Origin of the sequence: Neptunicella sp. (assembly GCF_048268085.1) — a bacterium.
In the GTDB taxonomy this organism is placed as follows: domain Bacteria; phylum Pseudomonadota; class Gammaproteobacteria; order Enterobacterales; family Alteromonadaceae; genus Neptunicella.
Genome location: NZ_JBLWWF010000006.1, coordinates 41,805 through 64,775, shown reverse-complemented (window position 1 = coordinate 64,775; position 22,971 = coordinate 41,805). Strand labels below are relative to the sequence as shown.

The 22,971-nt window shown below is 44.2% G+C and carries 16 protein-coding genes; 14 read left to right on the top strand and 2 right to left on the bottom strand.

The window, feature by feature from the left end; translation table 11 throughout:
* Nucleotides 1-53: 53 nt before the first annotated feature.
* Complete coding sequence (locus ACTD55_RS06335; protein WP_438863476.1) at nucleotides 54-1,040, top strand: alpha/beta hydrolase fold domain-containing protein; 987 nt, start codon at nucleotides 54-56, stop codon at nucleotides 1,038-1,040.
* A 273-nt stretch (nucleotides 1,041-1,313) separates the two neighbouring features.
* Here ACTD55_RS06335 and ACTD55_RS06330 read toward each other — a convergent pair whose 3' ends face one another.
* Nucleotides 1,314-4,040: an EAL domain-containing protein gene (locus ACTD55_RS06330; RefSeq protein WP_438863475.1), complete on the bottom strand. Its 2,727-nt coding sequence runs from the start codon at nucleotides 4,038-4,040 to the stop codon at nucleotides 1,314-1,316.
* 378 nt (nucleotides 4,041-4,418) lie between these two features.
* On the opposite strand from ACTD55_RS06330, the gene ACTD55_RS06325 reads away from it, so the two are divergent.
* Nucleotides 4,419-4,541, top strand: a complete 123-nt coding sequence (locus ACTD55_RS06325; RefSeq protein ID WP_438863474.1) for a hypothetical protein — start codon at nucleotides 4,419-4,421, stop codon at nucleotides 4,539-4,541.
* 68 nt (nucleotides 4,542-4,609) lie between these two features.
* On the opposite strand, the gene uxuA is transcribed toward ACTD55_RS06325, so the two are convergent.
* Nucleotides 4,610-5,791: a mannonate dehydratase gene (gene uxuA / locus ACTD55_RS06320; RefSeq protein ID WP_438863473.1), complete on the bottom strand. Its 1,182-nt coding sequence runs from the start codon at nucleotides 5,789-5,791 to the stop codon at nucleotides 4,610-4,612.
* Between the two features lie 440 nt (nucleotides 5,792-6,231).
* On the opposite strand from uxuA, the gene ACTD55_RS06315 reads away from it, so the two are divergent.
* From ACTD55_RS06315 to ACTD55_RS06260, 12 genes are all read left to right on the top strand, one after another.
* Nucleotides 6,232-9,003, top strand: a complete 2,772-nt coding sequence (locus ACTD55_RS06315; RefSeq protein ID WP_438863472.1) for a TonB-dependent receptor — start codon at nucleotides 6,232-6,234, stop codon at nucleotides 9,001-9,003.
* Nucleotides 9,004-9,121: 118 nt separating this feature from the next.
* Nucleotides 9,122-11,512: a glycoside hydrolase family 2 TIM barrel-domain containing protein gene (locus ACTD55_RS06310; RefSeq protein ID WP_438863471.1), complete on the top strand. Its 2,391-nt coding sequence runs from the start codon at nucleotides 9,122-9,124 to the stop codon at nucleotides 11,510-11,512.
* Nucleotides 11,513-11,525: 13 nt separating this feature from the next.
* Complete coding sequence (locus ACTD55_RS06305; protein WP_438863470.1) at nucleotides 11,526-14,099, top strand: hypothetical protein; 2,574 nt, start codon at nucleotides 11,526-11,528, stop codon at nucleotides 14,097-14,099.
* 69 nt (nucleotides 14,100-14,168) lie between these two features.
* Nucleotides 14,169-15,614: an MFS transporter gene (locus ACTD55_RS06300; protein WP_438863469.1), complete on the top strand. Its 1,446-nt coding sequence runs from the start codon at nucleotides 14,169-14,171 to the stop codon at nucleotides 15,612-15,614.
* The gene (locus ACTD55_RS06295) at nucleotides 15,614-16,618 is read left to right on the top strand and encodes a LacI family DNA-binding transcriptional regulator (RefSeq protein WP_438863468.1); all 1,005 of its coding nucleotides are present in this window, start codon (nucleotides 15,614-15,616) and stop codon (nucleotides 16,616-16,618) included. Before ACTD55_RS06300 ends, ACTD55_RS06295 begins: the two co-directional genes overlap by 1 nt.
* A 163-nt stretch (nucleotides 16,619-16,781) precedes the next feature.
* Entirely contained in the window at nucleotides 16,782-18,038 is a 1,257-nt protein-coding gene (gene glyA / locus ACTD55_RS06290) for a serine hydroxymethyltransferase (RefSeq protein ID WP_438863467.1), read from the top strand.
* 163 nt (nucleotides 18,039-18,201) lie between these two features.
* Nucleotides 18,202-18,858, top strand: a complete 657-nt coding sequence (locus ACTD55_RS06285) for a FlgO family outer membrane protein (protein ID WP_438863466.1) — start codon at nucleotides 18,202-18,204, stop codon at nucleotides 18,856-18,858.
* Between the two features lie 150 nt (nucleotides 18,859-19,008).
* The gene (locus ACTD55_RS06280) at nucleotides 19,009-19,623 is read left to right on the top strand and encodes a FlgO family outer membrane protein (RefSeq protein ID WP_438863465.1); all 615 of its coding nucleotides are present in this window, start codon (nucleotides 19,009-19,011) and stop codon (nucleotides 19,621-19,623) included.
* A 10-nt stretch (nucleotides 19,624-19,633) separates the two neighbouring features.
* Nucleotides 19,634-20,383, top strand: a complete 750-nt coding sequence (locus ACTD55_RS06275; RefSeq protein WP_438863464.1) for a FlgO family outer membrane protein — start codon at nucleotides 19,634-19,636, stop codon at nucleotides 20,381-20,383.
* Between the two features lie 354 nt (nucleotides 20,384-20,737).
* Nucleotides 20,738-21,373 (top strand): hypothetical protein, encoded by a 636-nt coding sequence (locus tag ACTD55_RS06270; protein WP_438863463.1) that lies wholly within the window; start codon nucleotides 20,738-20,740, stop codon nucleotides 21,371-21,373.
* A 20-nt stretch (nucleotides 21,374-21,393) separates the two neighbouring features.
* Complete coding sequence (locus ACTD55_RS06265; protein ID WP_438863462.1) at nucleotides 21,394-22,062, top strand: hypothetical protein; 669 nt, start codon at nucleotides 21,394-21,396, stop codon at nucleotides 22,060-22,062.
* Between the two features lie 78 nt (nucleotides 22,063-22,140).
* The gene (locus ACTD55_RS06260) at nucleotides 22,141-22,914 is read left to right on the top strand and encodes a hypothetical protein (RefSeq protein WP_438863461.1); all 774 of its coding nucleotides are present in this window, start codon (nucleotides 22,141-22,143) and stop codon (nucleotides 22,912-22,914) included.
* Nucleotides 22,915-22,971 lie beyond the last annotated feature (57 nt).

The window sequence follows — 22,971 nt, the reverse complement described above, 5'->3', positions numbered from 1 at the left end:
CACTATAATGGCATTCTGATTGCCGAGTAAAGTCTGTTATCATAGGTGATTCAATGAAAACAAAGAATGTTGTTAAATGTTTATTAGGTTGGCTGGCGGGACTATTAATTCTCTGTCAAGCGCATGCCTATGAAGTTGACGATAGCTATACCGTCGCCTCGGCATTTGCAAAATATCATAAAAAATACCCGCACATTAGTATCGCTGATATGCAATTAAATGACGATATTGGCATCCAGTTGGATCGAGTCTATGCCACTATTAATGGGCGCGAGTTACATCTGGATTTATTCGTCCCCCAAAATGCTCAACCTAAAGCTACCGTTATATTGATCCATGGTGGTGGTTGGCGCTCCGGTAATAAGTCGCACCTTTTTCCATTGGCAGCGGCGTTGGCCAAGCGAGACTATCTCGCTATTACGGTTGAGTATCGATTATCCATTGAAGCACTTTATCCTGCTGGACTTGAGGATGTAAATCGCGCCATATTATGGTTAAAAAAACATGCTAAAGATTATCAAATAGATAGCCGCAAGGTGGCCTTGCTGGGTGGTTCATCAGGTGGGCACATGGCAGCGTTATTGGCTAATACATCCCATCTGCAATGGTTTAAACCGCAAACAATAAATGGGGACACTGATGTACAGGCGGTAATTGATCTGGATGGTATTATGGATATCACCTCTGAGTTGGGGTTGAAATATGAAGACAAAAATGGTCAAACAGATAGTGCTTTGGCGTTATGGCTTGGTGGAAATTACGCCAGTCAGACTGAGCGTTGGAAGCAAGCATCACCGGTTGAATATATTAGTGCTAACTCTCCTCCAATGTTATTTATCGGTAGTGGGCAGACTCGTTTTGCTGAGGGCAGAAAAAAGGCTTTTGCCCAGTTGGATAAATGGCAGATTTATCATCAATCCTATGATTTCGACAATTCGCCTCATAGCTTTTGGTTATTTCATCCCTGGTTTAATCAAGTTGTTGAAAAAGTAGATAGTTTTTTGTCAAAGCAGTTTAGGTATTCAGACCTGGTTGAATAACTAATCGGGGCTGTTGATCTTTGGTGTGTGTTTTTGCAGTAGTTTGTAGCGCATTTATACAAGGCAGAGCGAGTATGGTGTAGTTATTCTACATAAACGAGCGATAGCGCTGTAGAAATGCGCTACAAACACTGCCCGGAGGGTTCAACCCAACACCTTCTGCTCTTTGTTGCCGGATTTTGACTTAGATCCACCAGGCCTGCAATCCGGCGTCGCGATCAGAAGGCGTTGGACTTGAACAAAATTCATACATCAAAGATCAACAGCCCCTAACTAACTTGACGTGGTTTGCTTTAACCATTGCTCCATGTCTGGCCAACTAAGCGGACGACTAATATGGTAGCCTTGAGCAATGTCACAATTCATTTTACGCAGCGCCGACATGGTTTCATGATCTTCCACGCCTTCAGCAATGACTTTTAGATTTAAATTATGACCGAGCGAGATGGTCGAGCGGACAATAATAATATCTTGTTCATTTTTCAGCATTTCATTGACAAAATACCGATCGATTTTGAGGGTATCAATAGGTAATTGGCGTAAATATGACAGGGATGAATAACCGGTGCCAAAATCATCAATCGATAGTTTGACCCCAAGCTGGGATAACTGCATTAGCAAATCTACCGCTTTTTCCGGATCCTGCATTAACGCTGTTTCGGTTAATTCCAGTTCCAGCATACCCGCCGGTGTCTGGTATTGTTGTAATTTGGACTTCAGACTGTTAACACAGCGGTCATCAACCAGATTACGTGCCGATAAATTGACTGCTACTGAATATTCGTTGCCCTGTTGACGCCAAATTTGTTGTTGTGACAAGGCCATATCCAGAACTTTTTCAGTTAAATGATGAATGGCATCACTAACTTCAGCTAGTGGAATAAATTTATCCGGATAGAGTAAGCCGGATAAAGGATGTTCCCATCTGACTAGCGCCTCAAATCCGGTAATGCGGTTGTGTTGTAAATCGACTTTGGGTTGGTAATGTAATACCAGCTGATCATCTCGGATAGCGCCACCTAATTCAGCCATTAAGGACAAACGTTCCGGGGTGTGAATATCTTTTTTCCGATTATACAAGGTCACACCACCGCCACGTTTTTTAGCGTCATACATGGCGACATCGGCAGAACGTAATAATGCGTGACTATCTTTGCCATCCTCTGGATACAACGCGACGCCAATGCTGGCATCGATTTCCAGAAGCATGGAGTCGATATTAATCGGTTGGCGCAAACTGTTAAGTATATCGTTAGCTAACTGGATTAACTCATCCTGTTTAGGGCGGCCATAAATTAAGACAGTAAATTCATCACCACCTAATCGACAAATTAACGTTTTATAATTTTGGGTACATTGGCTGATCCGAGGGCTTATTTGTTGTAACAATAAATCGCCCACATAATGGCCTAACGTATCGTTAATATCTTTAAAACGGTCAAGATCGATCAACATTAATACCGCTGGCATTCCCGGACCAAAGGCAATGTTATTTTCAAACTCATGGTGCAATAGCGCGCGGTTAGGCAGCCCCGTCAGCGAGTCATGGTGAGCCATATATTCCAGCTTTTGCATATGCCGGGCATTGATAATTGACAACGATATATTTTTACCAATGGTATCAAAGGTGTCTTTCTCGGCTTCATCGAATACATAGCTTTCTTTATATAACAGACACAAGCTGCCAAGAGGTTCGTTGCGATAAATTAATGGAATAAAAGCACCGGAGTTAACGTTGATTGTCTCTACCAAGGCTTTGAGATCCGGGTTAGCTTGTGGATCCCCTGCAATGTCGGAGGTAACCAGTAAGTGACCTTGTTGTAATGCACGCACATTTAAGCCGCCAGATAACGGAATGCGTTGTCCGACTTGCAATATATGGTCATTGAAGCCGTGACTGCTGGCTAACTTAAGATATTGTTTATCCTCGTCAAGTAAATAAATCGCGATATAGGGGGTATTTAACAACTCCAATAAAATATCGAGGGTTTCATCGACAATGGTTTTGACCGAGGTGCTGCTATGTAACTTGATTGATAGCGCATTAAGCAAAGACAAATTCTGGTTTTGGGCAATCAGCAAATTTTTAGACTGCTGAAGTTGACGTTCTGCCAGTTTACGTTCTGTAATATCGCGTACAATGGCATGAACCAATGGTTCTTGCTCAAGGTTGACTACAGTCAACGTGACTTCCGCATCAAACAAGGTTCCATCATGGCGTTTATGTTGCCATTCGAAACATTGTACTTGTCCATCAAAAGCCGCTTTTATTCGCTGCATGGCCTTGTCTTGGGACAATTGCCCATCAGGCTGAAACTCGGGAGAATAATACATAGGTGTTCGTTGCATGATCTGTTCTTTGCTACAACGAAACATTTGCAAAATAGCCTGATTACAATCGATAAAGTACTCATTTTGCATCAATAAGATACCTTCACCCGCATTGTCGAAAGTGGCTTGCAGCTTGCGATTCAACTCGTGGTTTGTGAGTTGACTCTGTTGTATTTTGTCGTGTGAAAGGCGTTGTGAAAGTAGCGCTCCTAATGCCTGCAAAAAATGGGTCAGATCTTGGGGGGTGGAGACTTGTTTGGGGAAATTATCGATGCATAACACCCCCAGCAATTTTTTATCATATCTTAACGGGGTGTGAAGTTCGCTTATCTCTCGATCAAAGCTAATGTCCTGATCAAACTTTCCGTGCACAAGATCGTCATCGTTGACACTGTCTAGACTGAGTAAGTCGTGTTTGTTCAAGGCGTCAAAATAAAGAGGGAACTGTGATAACTTGCGATGCGCGGCACCACGGTGTCGAGTATTATCCAGTCGGTATTGGAGTTCCAGCGTTAAATCATGTTGATTTATCGTCCAAATCGTTGCATCGCTGGCTTGCAGCAGGCTGCGAATGGTAAGCGACAGCTCTTGAATCAGCACCGTCCATGGAGCCTGCCATAACGTATTCAAAACTGTTATCTGACGATAAAGTGGTGCTAGTTCAGGCATTGGGCCGACCGTGTGGTTATTGTTTTTAATATATTCATTTTGAGTATTCGCTCTCAATTTCAGCCCAGTCTAAGGGGGAGAACATCTGAGGGCAACCCATAAATCGGCATTTATTCCGATAATTTACTGATTTTTCATAAAGTTATCTTATACCCTGAAATAAAATTGTATATTGCATGGATTGTCATTAATGAAAATTCGAACACCTGTTTCTGAATTTAATTTTGCTATCACTTTAAATACATACAAATGATATGATAAGCGAATATATAAGCGGTATGATTATCAAAGGCTTAACCACCCACATTCAGGTTAAGCTGCAGAGTTAAATGATAGTTCAATAGTGGCCTTTGAACTTAATTGATTTGGAATAAAGCAATGGCATTTGCGGAAGACATGGTTAATACCCTGCAATTACAAGCTATCAAAAGTGATAGATTGTATATGACGGGGCGGATGTTTCGGCAATCAACATTAAAAATGACAACGGGTAATCGATAATTACCGATTACCCAGTCTATTTAATCATGTTTACGAGTTAATTTTTTGGGGCATCCAGCGTTCTTGGGTTATTGTAAAAACGCACCTACGGTATGGATCACGCCACGTAGTTCCGCCAATCCTTTGAGCCGTCCTACGTAGGAATAGCCGGGTTTAACGTCTTTCTGGTTCAATTCATCTTCCAGCAAATGACCATGATCGGGACGCATCGGGATACTGGGCAAGTCATCGCCGCTGACCTGACGACGTCTTTCTTCGCTCAGTAAGGCCTGTACCAGGCCAACCATATCGTTGTCACCGGCCAGATGATCGGACTCATAAAACGAGCCGTCAGCTTCACGGATCACGTTGCGCAAATGCACAAAATGGATTTGCGGACCGAATTCTTTGGCCATTTCCACCAGGTTATTATCGCAACGGGCACCGTAAGAGCCGGCACACAATGTCAGCCCGTTTGCCTTGCCCGGCGCCGCTTGTAATAATTTGCGGGCGTCGTCGGCAGTGGATACCACCCGGGGTAAACCGAATAATGAAAATGGCGGATCATCGGGATGGATACACATTAGTGCTCCGACAGATTCAGCTACCGGAATAATCTCCTGCAAGAACAAAAACAGGTTCTGGCGGAACCCCTCGGTGCCCAGATTAATAAACTGCTGAATCGTGCTGCGGATAGTCTCCCGGGTATAAGAGCCTTCACCACCGGGCAAACCGGCGATGATATTTTTCTCCAGTTCCAGTTTTTCAATATCGGACATCTTGGCAAAACGGGCTTCTGCTTTGGCAATAACCTCCGGCGCATAACTCTGTCGCGCACCGTCACGTTGTAACAGATAGATATCGTAAGCAGCGAAATCTGTCATCTCAAAACGCAGGGCATGGCTGTTGTTCGGCAGTTTGTACATCAGGTTGGTACGCGTCCAATCCACTACCGGCATAAAGTTATAGCAAATGGTGTAAACACCACATTCGGCAGCATTGCGGATCGACTGTTTGTAATTGTCGATATAAGTCTGAAAATCACCCGTACGGGTTTTGATGTCATTGTGAACGGGAATACTCTCAATCACCGACCATTCAAGACCCGCGTCTTCGATGATTTTTTTGCGTTCGGCAATGGCCTCCAATGGCCAAACGTCACCGGTTTTAATTTCATGTAGCGAACTGACAATGCCAGTCGCGCCAGCCTGAGCGATTTTACTCAGACTGATTGAATCACTGGGACCAAACCATCTCCAGGTTTCAATCATTGTATTACTCCTGTTTAGATTGCTTTGAAAAAGGATCATGTTGAACAGGGTAACTATGTTATCAAATACGCAATCAGTGGTGCATGGGGGATTACTAACAAAAACTAACAACATAATCCATATTACTTAATTACGTAATATAGGCTGGCCAGCAACGACAATTACCTTGGCTGACATTTGGCTATAACAACAAGTTAACGCAATCGTTTAACCTTTTTAATTGTTTATATTACCATTAAAAACAGATGCTTAGAGGTATGTTTAGTTTTGTTTTGATTAATTTATGGTAAACGTTTACCTTGCATGTTATAAATATGTTATTCAATAATCAGCCTTGTACTGATCTTCAGGCTTTCACTGGGCTGTGATTGTTAATACGACAGCGTCATCCAATCTTGCTGACGGTCGCAACATAATTAGACAGAAAAAGGGTTAACAACATGAAAGCTCAATTCAAATACACGCTGCTGGCACTTTCCGTCGCGCAAATGATGCAGATCGCATCGGCTCAGGAAACGATCGCTGACGAGGATAAAAATGATAAATCGGCGGATCAGTTTGAAAAAATTGAAGTACGTGGATTCGGTGCTTCATTAGGGGAAGCGCTGCGCCAAAAGCGTTTCGCCGATTCAGTGGTGGAAATCGTTTCCTCCGATGATTTGGGTAACTTGCCTGATGTCAGTATTACCGACTCACTGGTGCGCTTGCCTGGTATTGCCGCTTCGCGGGATCGCGGTAACGCCAGCCGTATTTCGATTCGCGGTATGGGGCCGCGCTTGAACGTGGCCACCATGAATAATCGTGAGATAGTCTCTGCCGAGCCCAGTCGAGATGTGCGCTTTGAACAGTTCCCGGCTGAATTGATTGATTCGGTTGAAGTGTATAAAAGTCCGGTCGCCAGTAAAGCCGAAGGCGGTATTTCCGGTCTGGTTAATATGAATTTTGTCAGCCCTCTGTCCAAAGACAAACGCATTATCAATATCAACGGTAACTTTATGCACAATGAGTTGGGTGATGATTTACCCGATACCGATGGTAATGGCTACAAGGGTAGCATCAGCTACATTGACCAATTGTCAGATACTTTTGGTATTGCATTGGGATTGACCTATCAGGATCAGCCTTCACTGGAGCGGGGCGTGCAGTCCTGGGATTACAACAATGGTGATAACCGTGGTGATCTGAACGAAAACGGCATCGTTGAGCATGCACCTTGGGGTGTGATGGCAAAAAGTAAAAGAGGCAATAACGAACGCACTGGTGGATTAGCGATTGTTGAATGGAAGCCGTCTGACAATTTACGTGTTAAGGGCGATTTATTTTATTCCCAGTTTGATATCAAAGAACGGGATGACCAAATGGGGCCAGGTGATCTGGGTAACTGGGCCGACGGGGATAGTGGCCCACGAGGATGGGGCGCAGCCGCCTATGATGCCTCCAGCGTAACGCCAACCATTATTGCCAGACCCGATGGTTCCGAGCAGATAGTTGCCGGTAGTCAGTTTAATAATGGCTTGACTAACTATGTGCCTACCTGGTTCCAGACTAATGAAATGCTCAGTACCGGTATTAACACCGAATATGTGGGGGATGTGTGGAAAGTCACCGCGGATGTGGGTTACTCCAAAGCTAGTATTGAATCGGTCTGGGTCACGATCAATCCGACCTATGTGGGTGGCGATTATGATTTAGGTTTTGATATTCAAAATAAAGACGCGGCTGAAATTATTGTCCATAGCGGTGATATCAGCAGCCCCGAACAATATGCTTTAGGCGCAGTTGCCGACGTGTGGGAAGAAACTTCCCCGGGCACTTGGGAAATTACCGGTCAGGAATTTACGCCTTCGGTAATGGAAGGGCAGGGCGATAAAGTCTTAACCGATGAAATGGCCAATATTAATCTGGATTTCCAGCGGGATATCGAATGGGGTGTGTTTGAGTCATTGCTGTTTGGTGGTCGCTATACCGACCGCACTAAGGAAAATGATCAGGTCAATGACTGGAGCCGCTCGGCCAAACAGGATCACGGCCTTAGCGATTATGGGATGAGCTATTCCATTGGCGGCGGCTACAATGTACCGGATATTTATACCTTTAAAGATTGGGGCAAAGTGGCCGAGGTCGCCTTTGGTGGCGTAGTTGATCATGATGACCCGAGCAATAGCAAAAACGATCTGGCCTCGTGGAAATTGCAGGAATCCAATACTGCTTTTTATGTGCAGTTGAATATGTCCGGCGATTTGGGAGGTATTCCTTATTCCGGTAATCTGGGTTTGCGTTATGCTAAAACCGAAGTGGTATCCAGCGGTCATGAACAATCCGCGGTATGGGTAGAAGGCGATGATGATGTCTGGTACCAGCCTGGTCCCACCCCGACAGAAGTGCATCACGATTATGATGAATGGCTACCTTCATTAAACCTGTTGTTTAACATCAGTGATGATTCACAGATCCGCTTTGCCTTGGCACGCACCATGTCACGCCCGCCTTTATTGGAAATGCGTACCGGTTTCTCACTGGACAGCACCGCGCAGCCGCCGACAGCCAATGGCGGTAACCCAACCCTTGATCCCTATGTGGCCAATCAGATGGATATTGGTTATGAGTATTTCTGGGGCGAAAACTCGGCCGCTACCATTAATCTGTTTTACAAAGATTTACAGTCGCATATTGGCTTAGATGCTGGCACTGTGACCTTTGACGGGGTTGATTATGCCTTTACTGGCACGGTAAACGGTGACGGCGGGGTGATTAAAGGGGTAGAGGTACTTTATCAACAAGCCTTTACCGAACTACCTGCACCTTTTGATGGTATGGGTATTTTTGCCAATTATTCTTATACCGATAGTGAGGTGATGGAATTTAAACCAGTAGAGAATCCTTATAATTTAGGTGGGTTGTCCAAGCATATCGGTAGCTTGACCTTGTGGTATGACAAAGACGGTTATGATGCGCGTGTATCCTATAACTATCGCAGTGAGTTTACCGGTATTAATAGCTGGCTACCTTCCCAGGTTAATTTGAATGAAGCCGAAACCACAGTGGATGCCAGTATCGGTTATCAGGTGAATGAACACCTGAAATTGACCTTGCAAGGACAAAATCTGACTAACGCAGCGTCAGTAAACTATTGGGATAATGACAAAACCAAACCTGCCTACAACGTGGAATGGGGACGCCGCTTCCTGATTGGTTTCCAGTACTCCATGTAATTAATCTAAGTTGATTAATCCATCGACCGGTTGTTGCCGGTCGTTATTTTGTTTTACCCGATTATCACCATCTGTTGATACCACAAGGCATCGATAGAAATAGCATTAAGGAACAAAGGTGCTTAAACAATCATTTATTAGCGCTATAGGTTTAATCTTAATAAGCCTGTTAGGCGGCTGTCAGGTCGATAGCACCCAAAAAATAGCCCAACAGCTCCAGCCGTCGGCAACAGAAATTAATTTAAACCGTGACTGGCAATTTAGTAAAACCCATCCCCAAACCGGGCTAGCCGAACTGGAACAGCAGCATTGGCAAAACGTGCGGTTGCCGCATACCCCACAAATTGAACCTAAAGTGGTCAACGATCAGTGGCAAGGCGTTGCCTGGTATAAAAAAACGCTTTCTATTCAGCCCGGTTTGCAAGGTAAAAAATTGTGGCTGCGTTTTGAAGCGGCGATGAACCGAGCCGATATTTGGCTCAACGGTAACAAAATAGGTCAACATCAAGGCGGTTATTTACCCTTTACGCTGGATATTAGTGACAGTGTGAAAGTCGGTGAAAACAAGTTATTGGTCAGGCTGGATAATCGGGATAACCCGGTAACCGGACCCAAGGCGCTAAAAATCCTGGATTTTAATACCTACGGTGGTTTGTATCGTGGTGTTAATTTGCTTGTCCGCGATCCCTTGCATATCAGTGATGAAATGCTGGCAGATAAAACCGCCAGTGGTGGTGTATTTGTTACTTTTCCTAAAGTAGACAAAACCGAGTCACAGATTCAGGTTAACACTCATATTCAAAATCAGTATGTTGATGGCAAAACCTTTGAACTGCGCCAACAACTGATGGCTGATCAGCAAATAGTGGCACAAACCAGTAGTGGTGAGCTAAAGTTAGCCGCAGGCCAGGATCATCAATATAGTCAATTACTGACGGTAGCTAGTCCCAGGCTTTGGAGCCCGTCCAGCCCGAATTTATACCAGTTACGCACCCAGTTATACCTCAATGGCAGACTGCTACAACAACAAAATACCCGGATTGGTATTCGCCAGTTTGCTTTCAATCAGCAGCATGAGTTGCTAATTAATGGTGAGAAAACCTTTTTACGCGGGGTGAATCGTCATCAGGAATATCCCCATGTGGGCTATGCGACATCAAAGCAGGCCGACTACCGCGATGCGGTTAAAATCAAATCCGCTGGCTTTGATTATGTACGACTGTCCCATTATCCCCATTCACCGGCTTTTATGCAGGCTGCCGACGAGCTGGGTCTGGTACTGATTGATGCCATTCTCGGCTGGCAATATTACTCGCCAGCACCAGAATTCCGTCAGCATGTATTACAAACCTGTCGCGATATGCTGCGCCGCGATCGTAACCATGCCAGTGTATTAGCCTGGGAATGTTCACTGAATGAATCGGATATGCCGGACGATTTTATTGCCGATTTACACCAAACTGTTCATCAGGAATATCCGCACAGTTATTCGGCTGGCTGGCAGCATGGTTTTGATGTTTATCTGCAAGCCCGCCAACACCGTTTAAAGCATTACGAAACGCCGCAGCAACCTTATAATGTTTCCGAGTATGGTGATTGGGAATATTACGCTCAAAATGCCGGGCTCAATCAGGACAGTTGGGGTGATTTAAAACAGGATGAACGCACCAGCCGCCAGTTACTCAGTGACGGTGAAGCTCGTTTATTACAGCAAGCGCGTAATATTAAGGAAGCACATAACGATAATCTGGCCATTCCGGCCTTTGCCGACGGTTATTGGGTGATGTTTGATTATAATCGCGGTTATGCCGATGATATCGAAGCCTCCGGGATTATGAGTCTGTATCGATTACCCAAATACAGCTATTACTTTTATCAAAGCCAGCGTGATGCAAATGTTCAGTCAACACAATTTGATTCCGGCCCGATGGTATATATTGCTAGCGAATGGACAGCAGAATCCACTCCTCTGGTAACCGTTTTTAGTAATGCCGATGAAGTGGAATTACGCTTAAATGGTCAGTTGGTCGCGCGGCAAACACCGCAGCAAGATGCGCTATCTACCCACCTTAACCATCCACCTTTTATTTTTAATGTGGGGCAATTTAAAGCCGGTACCCTAGAAGCAACAGCGTTTATTAACGGTAAACAAGTTGCACAACATCAGGTGAGTACACCGGGGCAGGTTTCCGGAATAACATTGTCGATGGATACTAGTGGTATCCCAGCGCAAGCCGGGGTGAATGATTTAGTGTTTGTGTATGCCCAACTTGTTGATAGCAAAGGTAATCTGGTACCACTGAATCAACAGCAAATTGAATTTAGCAGCAAAGGGGATATCCAGATTGTGAATCCAGATGCGGTGATGACGGCACAAGGTAAAGCCGCTATCTTGGTTAGAATTGGTGATAGTTTGGCTAACGCCTCTGTGACAGCAACCTCTGCCAAATTTAAACTCACCAGCGCCGCTTTGCCGTTTGAACAGTCAAACTCGAAAAAACAACAATAAAAGGAGCAACAGGATGCACAAATTAATCAAAATGACTGTAGTAGCATTGGTCAGCTCCTTTTGTTGCTCAGTGGCTAATGCTTCGTCTGGCGATGTAGCTATTAAAAATGGGGCGATGCAATGGCAAAACGGGCAACAGGTTGCCTTGTTCGGGGTCAATTATTCAACTCCTTTTGCTTATGCCTACCGCTCGTTAAACAAGTTGGGTATTGACCATAAAACGGCCATTGATATGGATGTGGATCATTTTGCCCGCCTTGGGCTGGATGCGTACCGGATCCATATGTGGGATCGGGAAATCTCCGATCAGCAAGGCAATTTACTCGAAAACCAACACCTTGAGTTGTTTGACTATTTGCTAAAAAAGCTGGCTGAACATGATATTAAAGTGATTATTACCCCCATCGCCTGGTGGGGCAGTGGCTATCCTGAGCCTGATCCGCAAGAGCCGGGGTTTGCGGCGCTGTATACTAAAGCCGAGATGAACCAGCAGCCTAAAGCGGTTAAAGCCCAGCAAAACTATTTACAGCAGCTATTTCGACATAAAAATCCCTACACCGGTCTGACTTACGGACAGGATCCGAATATTATCGCCATCGAGATTTTTAATGAGCCTCGCCATCCGGGAGACTTGGCTGACAGTGCGGCTTATGTGGAAAAGCTGATTGCCACTATTCGTGGCGAGAATATCAATAAGCCGCTGTTTTATAATATCAGTGAGCAGGGCAACAACCAGCCGTTTGCTAAAGCCTTATGTGGCACCTCTATCGACGGCATTGCCTATCAATGGTATCCCACTGGCTTGGTGCATAATAATGCCTTGCAAACCAATATGTTACCGGCGGTAAGTCAATACACTAACCCCTTTGCTAATACGCGGGGTTGTGCTGATAAAGCCAAAATGGTGTATGAGTTTGATGCGGCTGATGTAACCAAATCGGTAATGTATCCGGCCATGGCGCGCAGCTTCAAGGCCGCCGGTTTTCAATGGGCCACCCAGTTTGCCTATGATTCGGCCGTATTGGCGCAGACCAATTCCAACTACAATACCCATTATTTAAATTTGCTATATACGCCGTCCAAGGCGATCAGTCTGATGATTGCTGGTGAGGTTTTTCGCACATTGCCGTTAAATAGTGATACCGGCAGCTATCCATCCAATAACCAGTTTGCTGATGTGACACTGGACTATCATCAGGATTTGGCGGTGCTAAATAATGCCGAACATTTTTATTACACCCATAGCACTCAAGCTACACCCAAAGACATTGAGCAGCTACAACATATTGCCGGGGTAGGCAGTTCGTCGATGGTGGACTATCAGGGGAGCGGTAGTTACTTTGTGGATAAGGTTAAACCGGGCGTGTGGCAGTTAGAAGTCTATCCGGACTTGCAAGCTATTGAGGATCCCCATCAAAATTCCAGTTTGCACCGGGAAGTAGGGCGTTTATATATTAACAACCAAACAATGCAAATTGACTTGGCTGAACTAGGTCCGCGCTTTTATATTCAGCCGGTTGATTCTAGCAGACAAAATCGGCAAGCGAATAAGGGCGAATTTAAGGTTCGTCCCGGTATTTATCTACTGAGTAACAAGCCACTGAGCAATACTGAGCAAGTAACAGCTCTGGATACTCATTACTATTTACCCGCGATTAAAACCGAAGAGTTGCTAGTACATCATCAACCGCAACGTCAGTTTAACCTGGCGGATAAGCTGTCTTTTAGCGCTCAAGTGGGCACCAGCACGCCGGTGGATAAAGTGGAATTAATGATCCGTTATCATGGAGATAGTGAATTTTCTGCCTTGCCCATGCAATTGGAGCAGGGTAATCGCTATGAAGTGAATTTAACCAAGGATAAGAACTGGTCAAAAGGCGGGTTGCTAGAATACGCCATTACCGTCACCCAAACCGGTGTAAAAACCACTTTCCCGGGAGCGGCATCTGGTACGCCGACGGATTGGGATTTTGTGGCGAAGCAACCCTATTGGCAAACCGGATTACGTCCGGCTGGTGCTCCTGTGACCTTGTTTGACCCGGCACAGGACACAAATAATCTGTTGTATCCTAAAGATGCCCGTTCTAAATGGGAATACGTCAGTGGACAGCAGGGTGATGAATTGGCGCTTAAATTATCCAGTGATGCAATTAAAACGGACTTGCCCAATCCATTAGTACGCATAATGCCCAGCATGGATAACTCATTGAAAGATAGAAATTTAACCGGTTATAACACCTTGGCGGTTAAAGTAAGAGCCTATGACAAAGCCGAATATGTGCATATTTCTTTATTGGATAAAAATGGTCTGGCGTATGGCACAGTGGTAAAGGTTGATCCCAATTGGCATTATGTACTGATCCCGCTGAATAAAATGCAAGCCGTGGATACCATTCAGCCTCAGGTTTATCCGACTTTTATGCCAGCCAGAATTGAACCTTCCGAATCAACTAATCATTTACCATTAACAGAGCTTGATTTGTTGCAAGGTTTGCAGTTGGCTTTTGACGCAAAAAGTTATCAAGGTAGTCAACATAAAGGATGGCACGGTATTGAATTGTCCGAGGTAAGTTTGATTCAGGATTAAATTTTTGCGATAGAAGACAAGTTCGGTGTAACTTACCCGCGCTGAACTTGTTAACTTTAAGGATTTTGCATGTCGCCGTTTGGGCGTCCGAAAAGCTTATCATCTGATGTCACCGATTATCCCATGCTTAATCAGCGCCTGATTCTCGGTTGTGGCTTTTTTTCACTGTTTTTTGCTAGTCAGGGCGTCACTATTTTGGCGATCCCCTTTTATCAAATGACCTTGGGAATCGATCCGTTTTTGCTGGCACTGGCCATGACGATCCCGGCCTTGCTCGGCAATATTCCAGCGCCCTGGGTGGGGCATTTCTCGGATAATTTACGCAGCCGATTTGGTCGTCGTCGGCCAGTGATTTTTGTGGCAGCGATACTCAGCGGGCTGACCTTCGGGATGATTTGGATGGTGTCGCCGCAATGGTCAGCCAGTGCCCAGTTAGGCTATTTTGTGTTGTTCTCAACCTTGTTTTATTTGTCTACCACCTTACTGACAGTGCCGATGACCAGCTTGTCCTACGAATTAAGCCAGCAATATCATCAGCGTACCGAAACCATGGGGATCGTGACTTATTTTATTAAACTGGGGTCGGTGTTATACCAGTGGTTATTTCCGCTGGCGCAACTGAGTCTGTTTGCCAGTGTATTTATTGGTATTCAATATGTCGGTTGGGGGGTTGGGCTATTTATTATCGGTTTGATGGGGTTGATCCCGGCGCTGTTTATCCACGAACGGCGTTATGTGCCAAGGGTGACACAGGCCGTCAGTTTGCGGGATAGCTTAATAACGGTGATCCGCTATAAACCGTTATTGATTGTAATATTACTGTGTTTTCTACAGCTTGCCGGAGGCGGCTTTACTGCCAGTATGGATTATTATTTACTGGTTTATTCGCTGTTTAACGGGGACATCGCGCAAGGCGCGATATGGAAAGGCATTTTGTCTACTGCTTACGCGTTAATCGGTTTTGCTACGGTACCTGTGGTGACTCGATTGTCGGCTCATGTCGGTAAAATTTCAGCGATGGTCATTTTATATTGGTTAACCGCAATAGGTGGCGTAGCCAAATGGTTTATTTTTACTCCAGGGGCGCCTTGGCTGATATTATTTGATGCGCTGTTTTGCACTGCGATCTGGACCGCCATGACGGTGATTATCCCATCCATGCTGGCCGATTTATGTGACGAAGATGAATGGCTTAATGGTGTCAGGCGCGAAGGGATGTTTGCCGCTATTCATAGCTGGACAATTCATTTGAGTGTGGCGGTGGCTTTGCTATTATCCGGTTTGAGTCTGAATGTGATTGATTTTAATGCCAATTTGCAAGATCAGCAGCCTGATAGCAGTATTTTATCGATGCGGGTTATTTTATCACTGGGAACAGTGGTTTTCAGTCTGCTGCCGCTGCTTGTTTTACGGTATTATAAAGTCGATGAACAGCGTAGCAATCAAACCCGACGTTTATTAGTGGAACGGGCTGAGATACGACAACCGCGATATATGAAAGGAAATGAAAACTGATGGCTACCATAAAAGATGTGGCACGGGTTGCCGGAGTATCGACGGCAACGGTTTCTCGTGTGATCCATGATGGCGGACAGGTCGGCGATGCATGTCGAGCTAGAGTAAAAAAGGTCATTGCGGAACTGGGTTATCGGCCAAATACTAACGCGCAGGCGTTAGTCAAAAAATCGGCCAATACCATTGGTGTGGTGACTCCCAAATTATCGATGTCCTTTTTTGGCAGTTTGGCCTGTGGAGTGGAAAAATCGGCGCGTGAAAATAACTACAAATTGCTGATGAGTAATTCTTTATATGAAACCAAGTCTGAACTGGATGCGATTGAGTCGTTGCGCGATCATAACTGCCGCGCGATTATTTTGCATAGTGAATATTCCGACGAAAAAACCTTGATCAAACTGGCCAAAGATTTACCGGGTTTGGTGTTGATTAATCGCTATATTCCACAAATTGCCAATCGTTGTGTGTGGCTGGACAATGTGACCGGTTCACGCAAGGCTACCGAACATTTGCTGGAAAAAGGCCATCAGCAGTTTGCCGTGATCACCAGTATTTATCAAAACCGCGATCCTGGCTCGCGTGTGCAAGGCATTAAAGAATGTTTGCAAGACAATGGCTTAGTGTTACCGGATCAGGCAATTGAAGAAGGAACCGCCAATATTGAAGGAGGCGAGCAGGCGGTTAAAGCCTTGCTGGGCAAAGGTCATAAATTTACTGCTTTGCTGGCCTATAACGATCTGATGGCGATTGGTGCGATGCATGCTTTATTTGATGCCGGTTTACGTGTGCCGGAAGATGTATCGGTAATCGGTTTTGATGATCTCAGTATCGCCCGCGCTTGCCGCCCGCGCTTGACCACTGTGCATTATCCGATTGAAGAAATGGCTAGCTATGCCACAAAACTGGCGATTGATCTTAGTGATCCCAATGCTAAACCGACCAGTAATACTCATTTATTTATCCCTGAATTGGTGGAGCGTAATTCGGTGAAATGCTTGATATAAAATGGCTTTCCCGCGAGGTTGTTGTCTTATGTTGCCACTGAATATTCTATAAAGGTTAAAAAGCGCATAAGAAAGTCGCTCAAAGCGGGTGCATCAAATCGCGTTTCTGTCTAGAATAGCGGCCAAATTTACTACTCCATTTTAGTTTTAACGAGGACGCCCGATGCTATCCAGAGACATGAATATTGCTGATTTTGACCCGGAATTATGGCAAGCCATTGAACAAGAAACCCAACGTCAGGAAGAGCATATCGAACTGATTGCCTCTGAAAACTATTGCAGTCCGCGCGTATTGGAAGCGCAAGGCACACAGTTAACCAACAAATATGCTGAAGGTTATCCGGGCAAACGCTATTACGGTGGTTGTGAGTATGTTGATGTCGCTGAAGCATTAGCCATTGAACGCGCTAAGGAATTGTTCGGTGCGGATTATGCGAACGTACAACCCCATTCTGGTTCACAGGCCAATAACGCGGTATTTCTGGCGTTGTTACAGCCCAACGATACGGTATTGGGTATGAGTCTGGCACACGGTGGCCACTTAACTCATGGTTCGCATGTGAATTTCTCGGGTAAAACCTATAATGCGGTACAGTATGGTTTGCACCCTGAAACAGGTGTGATTGATTACGATCAAGTCGAAGCGTTAGCCTTAGAGCACAAACCGAAAATGATCATCGGTGGCTTTTCGGCTTATTCCGGTATTGTGGATTGGGCTCGTTTCCGTGAAATTGCCGATAAAGTCGGTGCGTATTTATTTGTCGACATGGCTCACGTTGCCGGTCTGATTGCGGCTGGGGTTTATCCAAACCCGGTTCCTCATGCTCATGTGGTTACTACCACTACACATAAAACCTTAGCGGGACCACGCGGTGGTTTGATTGTATCAGCCTGTGGTGATGAAGATATTTATAAAAAGCTTAACAGCGCCGTGTTCCCGGGAAGCCAGGGCGGTCCGTTGTGTCATGTGATCGCGGCTAAAGCGGTTGCCTTCAAAGAAGCTTTGCAGCCAGAATTTAAAGCTTACCAACAGCAAGTTGTTGCCAATGCTAAAGCTATGGTGTCTGTGTTACAGGAGCGTGGCTATGATGTGGTCTCTGGTGGAACCGACAATCATTTATTCTTGCTCGATTTGATTAGCAAGGATATTACCGGTAAAGATGCTGACGCAGCGCTGGGTAATGCCAATATCACCGTCAACAAGAACTCGGTACCTAATGATCCGCGTTCTCCGTTTGTCACTAGTGGATTGCGTATTGGTTCTCCGGCTATTACTCGTCGTGGCTTTAAAGAAGAACAAGCCAAGCAGGTTGCCAGCTGGATTGCTGATGTACTGGACAATATGGGGGATGACTCAGTTATCGACCGGGTTAAATCTGAAGTATTGGCGTTGTGCAAAACCTTTCCGGTTTATGCCTAAGCATTAATCATTGTTAACAAATCAAAACGCGCCAACGGGCGCGTTTTTTTATCTCGATGAAAGAATGTGTGCTAAAACTTATCTTTAATTAAATGGGGCATTAAATTGGCGTAAAATTTGCTTTGTGCTGTTATTGATTAAAAAATCGTTTGCGGATCACGTTATGGCATACTCCATTAAATTAGTCACCCTTTGGCTGGCATCGACAATACTGATGAGCTGTTCCGTGCTCGACTTCACTTCCTATAATTCATCGACTGTATCACCAGAACCTTTGTGCGCTAATGATCAAGGCGAATTTTATCCTTGTCAGGACATGCCAACTCATATGTCCGCTCAAACGATTGACGCCCAACCGCCGGCTAGTTTGTTTAATACCGATGTGCATTTTCAATTATTGACGGAATACACTGAGCAAATGGCATCGGATATTCAAAATGATATGCAAGGACGGGATATTGACGGCCCTATTGTTGTGACTGCGTTTGTAGATATGGATGCGCCGCAACACAGCAGTAATCGCTTAGGGGATCAGTTAGCCGAAGCTTTTATTAATGATTTGCAGCAAATAGGTTTACCGGTCAGTGATTATAATTTGACTGGCATGCTTAACATGGATAAGCACAGTGGTTATTTGCATCCGCGAGATATTACCAGTATCAGTGATGATATGGATATTAATTACATCTTATCGGGAACCATGCTGCGCAACGAACGCGGTGTGGTGGTGAATGTGCGTTTAATCAATTATACCACTAAGCAAGTTGTAGCCTCGAATAGCAAATTACTGCCTAATTTCTTGATCGATAAATTGATGTAAAGGTTGATTGGTTGGTATCGCGGTAAGGTGATCAACGCAATTTAATAAACTGATTGGCGCACTAATTGCAAAGCACATTGCAATAGTGACTGCCATTAGCTAGTAACAATAACCGTTATATGTAGCTCATAATGTTGGTATGGATTAATAATGAAAAAGTGTCTGTTTTTATCTTTGTGGGGATGTTTATTGGCCGGATGTGCAAACCTGCCAATGTTTGCTGATGCTGAACAAACTCCGAAGACAACAAGCAATAATAGCTCAACGGTGCAACCGCAAAGTAATTCTATTCATTATTACGTCCGACAATTAACGGAACAATTGTTTGATACCGCAAATAACATCGATATTCAAAAGCGTGTTGCAGTGGGAACAATATTACCGGTCGCGTTAAACAGTGGCAAAAACTTGCCAGATGCAGGTAGTTTTGGTTTACAGGTGCAGGAAAGTTTGACTACGTTGTCTGCTCAAGCAGGATTAACCGTAGTTGAGTTTAAGACCATGCCGAACATTAATATCAAGCAAAACTATGATCAGATGTTGTCTAGACAACTTGAGCAACTAGATACGAAAATTAATGCTGATTATTTTTTAACAGGTACCTATAGCCAGCAACAGAATAGTCTGGTGTTAAATATTCGATTAATAGATATTAAGAGTAAAAGTATTATCGCTGCCGCTACAGACTATATGCCGACTAATACCATGTGGAGTCAATCCAAGGTGATCAGTCGTGACAACTCACTTTATCGCAGCGAATATTAGGAGCAGTACCATGAAGATTCAAATTATTGCTTTTCTCTTAATTGGCACCTTAAGTGGCTGTGCGGCTTTTCAGGGAGACGCTAAGTTAGCCAGTACGGCGAAACATAATCGCAGTGGCGTAATGGTTGATAAAAAAGGTGATAACCAAGTAGAACCGTCAGTTGAATCCGCTGCTGAACCTATTGATAGACCTTATCAGGCGAGTCTAGATTTTACGCAGCGTTACCAACAGAAGTTACGGGCCAATATGCCCAAAGATCCTCAAGCCAATTCAAATACCGTACTGTCATCCAAGAATATAAATGATTACGTGCGCGGCATGATGCAGGACTTAGTGGCTAATTTACAATATGTAAATCAGTCAACACCCATGGCGGTTACTAGCTTCGTTAATTTACAAAGCGACTTTGCCACCAGCAATGTAGTAGGTAATCAATTGGCCGAAAGTTTTGTACACGAAGTACATAAATTTGGTATTCCGGTGGTCGATTATAAAGCAACGGACTTTATTCGTGTTACCCCGCAAGGTGACTTCATATTAAGTCGTGATTTCTCAGAATTAAAAGCCAATTTACCCATAAAGTATGTACTTACAGGTACGCTCGTTGAACAGCAAGACGGTATGTTAGTCAATGTCCGGATTGTTGGTATTTCATCTAAAGCTGTTGTTGCTTCGGCACAGGGCTTCCTTCCTGCACAGATAGTTGATGCGCTGCTAAATCAATCGATTATTGATAATATTCAATTAGTTAAAGAATAAAGTTTGCAGCATTAACTAGTTGCTAACTGCCATTAATATTGCTTGATTCTGTTAAAACTATGTTAGATTGATTTCCGAGAGGCTAAATCTGGCTTGCAAAATGTGAGTTAGCTAGTTGTCTTAAGTAAATCGTTACATCTGCATATACTGACAGATAGTTGCTTATTGCTTAATGTTTGGCTAATAAGAATGCTACTAATAACGGATAATTCAGTATAGAAAAATTAATTTTCAGTCACTTATGCCGATAAACGTTAAGTAGCTTAATATCGACATGTTGTTGATCACTTACTATATATTTTTAGCTGTCGATATTTCTGCTTCATACCTTTTGATAAATCTAGGAGTGTTGTGATGCAACATATACTAAGTGTTAGAAAAACGCTGATTGCCAGTGCGTTACTGTTGGGAGGAGCTGGTCTTGCCAATGCCGCGTCAGAATCCTTTAATGTTACAGTAACGACGCTACCTGACTTGGTTTTAACGCAAGTACAAGCCCTGAGTTTTGGTACCAACGTATATATTGATGCAGGTGGTGTTTGTACGATGGATGCAGATATTCCAGGAGATACCGCTACCCAAACGAAGAGAGCGGTGGCAGTCACTGCCACCGGTTTTGGTGATTTAACCGGAGCTGGCTGTGTTAATGGTGTTGGAGCGGGCACACCAGGACTATATAAAATTGCCGGCTTGCAAGGTCAGTCGGTTAGCATTTCGATCGGTGGGGTTGTTGGGACCGATTTCTCTTTTACTCCTGCCGGATGCATTGCTACTTATGACGATGGTGCCGATGGTGATCTATGTACGACTTATAGCGGTGCTATTTCTGCACAGTCATATGATTTGGCATCAACAACTGATGGTGGTGATGCAGGCGTTACCGCGGGTGAATTGATATTCAGTGTCGGTGGTTCGATTACTATAGGGGCTTCTGATTTGACTGCCAATTTGGCCTACTCAGAGTCATTTCCCGTTGACGTGGTTTATTAAGAATATTAAGGAGAGTTGCTATGCGACCTACAAATTTAAATAAAATCTTATTGCCATGTGCCACATTAGTCAGTGCAATAAGTATGAATGTAGCTGCATCATCTACAACCTATGATGTCGGATTTACAACGGTTCCGGAAATAACATTGGTCGAAGTGACACCAATGGACTTCGGTACCGGTATGCTATTAGGCACAGGCCTTCAATGCATTATGACTGTTACAGGTAATGCTACTCCACTTAATTATCCCGGTAATATCGCTATGAAGATTGCTACAGGCGGTGCACTAGCTGCGGGTGGCAGTTATGGGGCTATATCAGGTGACGGCTGCAGTACCCCGGGAATTACCGGTACACCAGGCTTTTATCGTATTACGGGGGTACCTGGAGGTGCCGTTACGGTAACGGCTAACAGTGTTTCGGGTACCAGCTTTGCATTTGCACCTGCAGGTTGTGTTGCAGATTATGATGCAGGCTCGGATGGTGATGCTTGCACTGCCTTACCGGTTAATACTGCGACACCGATTAATCTGGCGGCGACGGGTGATACCACAGGTAATGCAGGTGGGAGTGGTATTCCTGTTTCTGGTCAGGCGTTAATTGCATTGGGCGGAACGATTACCGCAGCGATTGATTTTGATGCAGGACAAACCTACACAGAAGCATTTACCATTGATGTAACTTACTAAAGTAATTGCTATCAGGTAGACAAAAGCCATACTTGACTTCAAGTATGGCTTTATTTTTATTGATTACCGGAGTCATAAATGAAATATAAAAAAAGTATAGGTGGTTTGTTATTCACGTGTGTTTTCTTATTGTCACTACCTACTTGGGGAATTGGATTATCCGCGTTCCGTATTTATATGGATCAAGATCAACGTGACGCCACCTTTACCGTCTATAACCGTGATACTTTGCCGCAAGACTGTTCACTTAAATTTAAATATTATCAATTTGATTCACTAGGAAACATGTCAGTGTTGCCAACCGATGCAGCAATGCCGGGTAACAGTGCTGAAAATTGGGTGCGTTTTTCACCCCGAAATTTTTTGTTATCTCCTGCCAATGCTCAAACAATAAAATTTTCGATGCGACGTAAAGCTAATGCACAACCTAAAGAGTATCGCTCCTATGTAGTTATTGATTGTGGTGTTGAAGAAAAAATTTCAGAAAAGAATAACCAGGACGGTCCAATTAGAGTTTCGCCGAAATTATTACATAATGTCCCTTTGATTGTTCGAACTGGCGAATTACAAGCGAATGTGACTTTTGACAATATTAAGGTAGACAATGGGGCACTTTCTTTTGATCTTTTACGTACCGGAAATCGTTCTGTATTTGGTGATCTGAAACTCGTTGAAAAGGGCAGTGATAAGGTTATATCCGAGTTAAAAATGCTTTCAATTTATACCGAAACCAGTAAAAAGGCCCAGCGATTGTCTTTAGATGGCCATCAACCGCAAGACGTACAAATTCAATTTATCGAAGATCAACGTTACGGGGGAAGTTTGAATATTAAGCAGGATGTAAATATCTGAATAGACTATACAATATCGTAAAGGCTAATAAAAAATTATAACAATAAAATGTGTGCA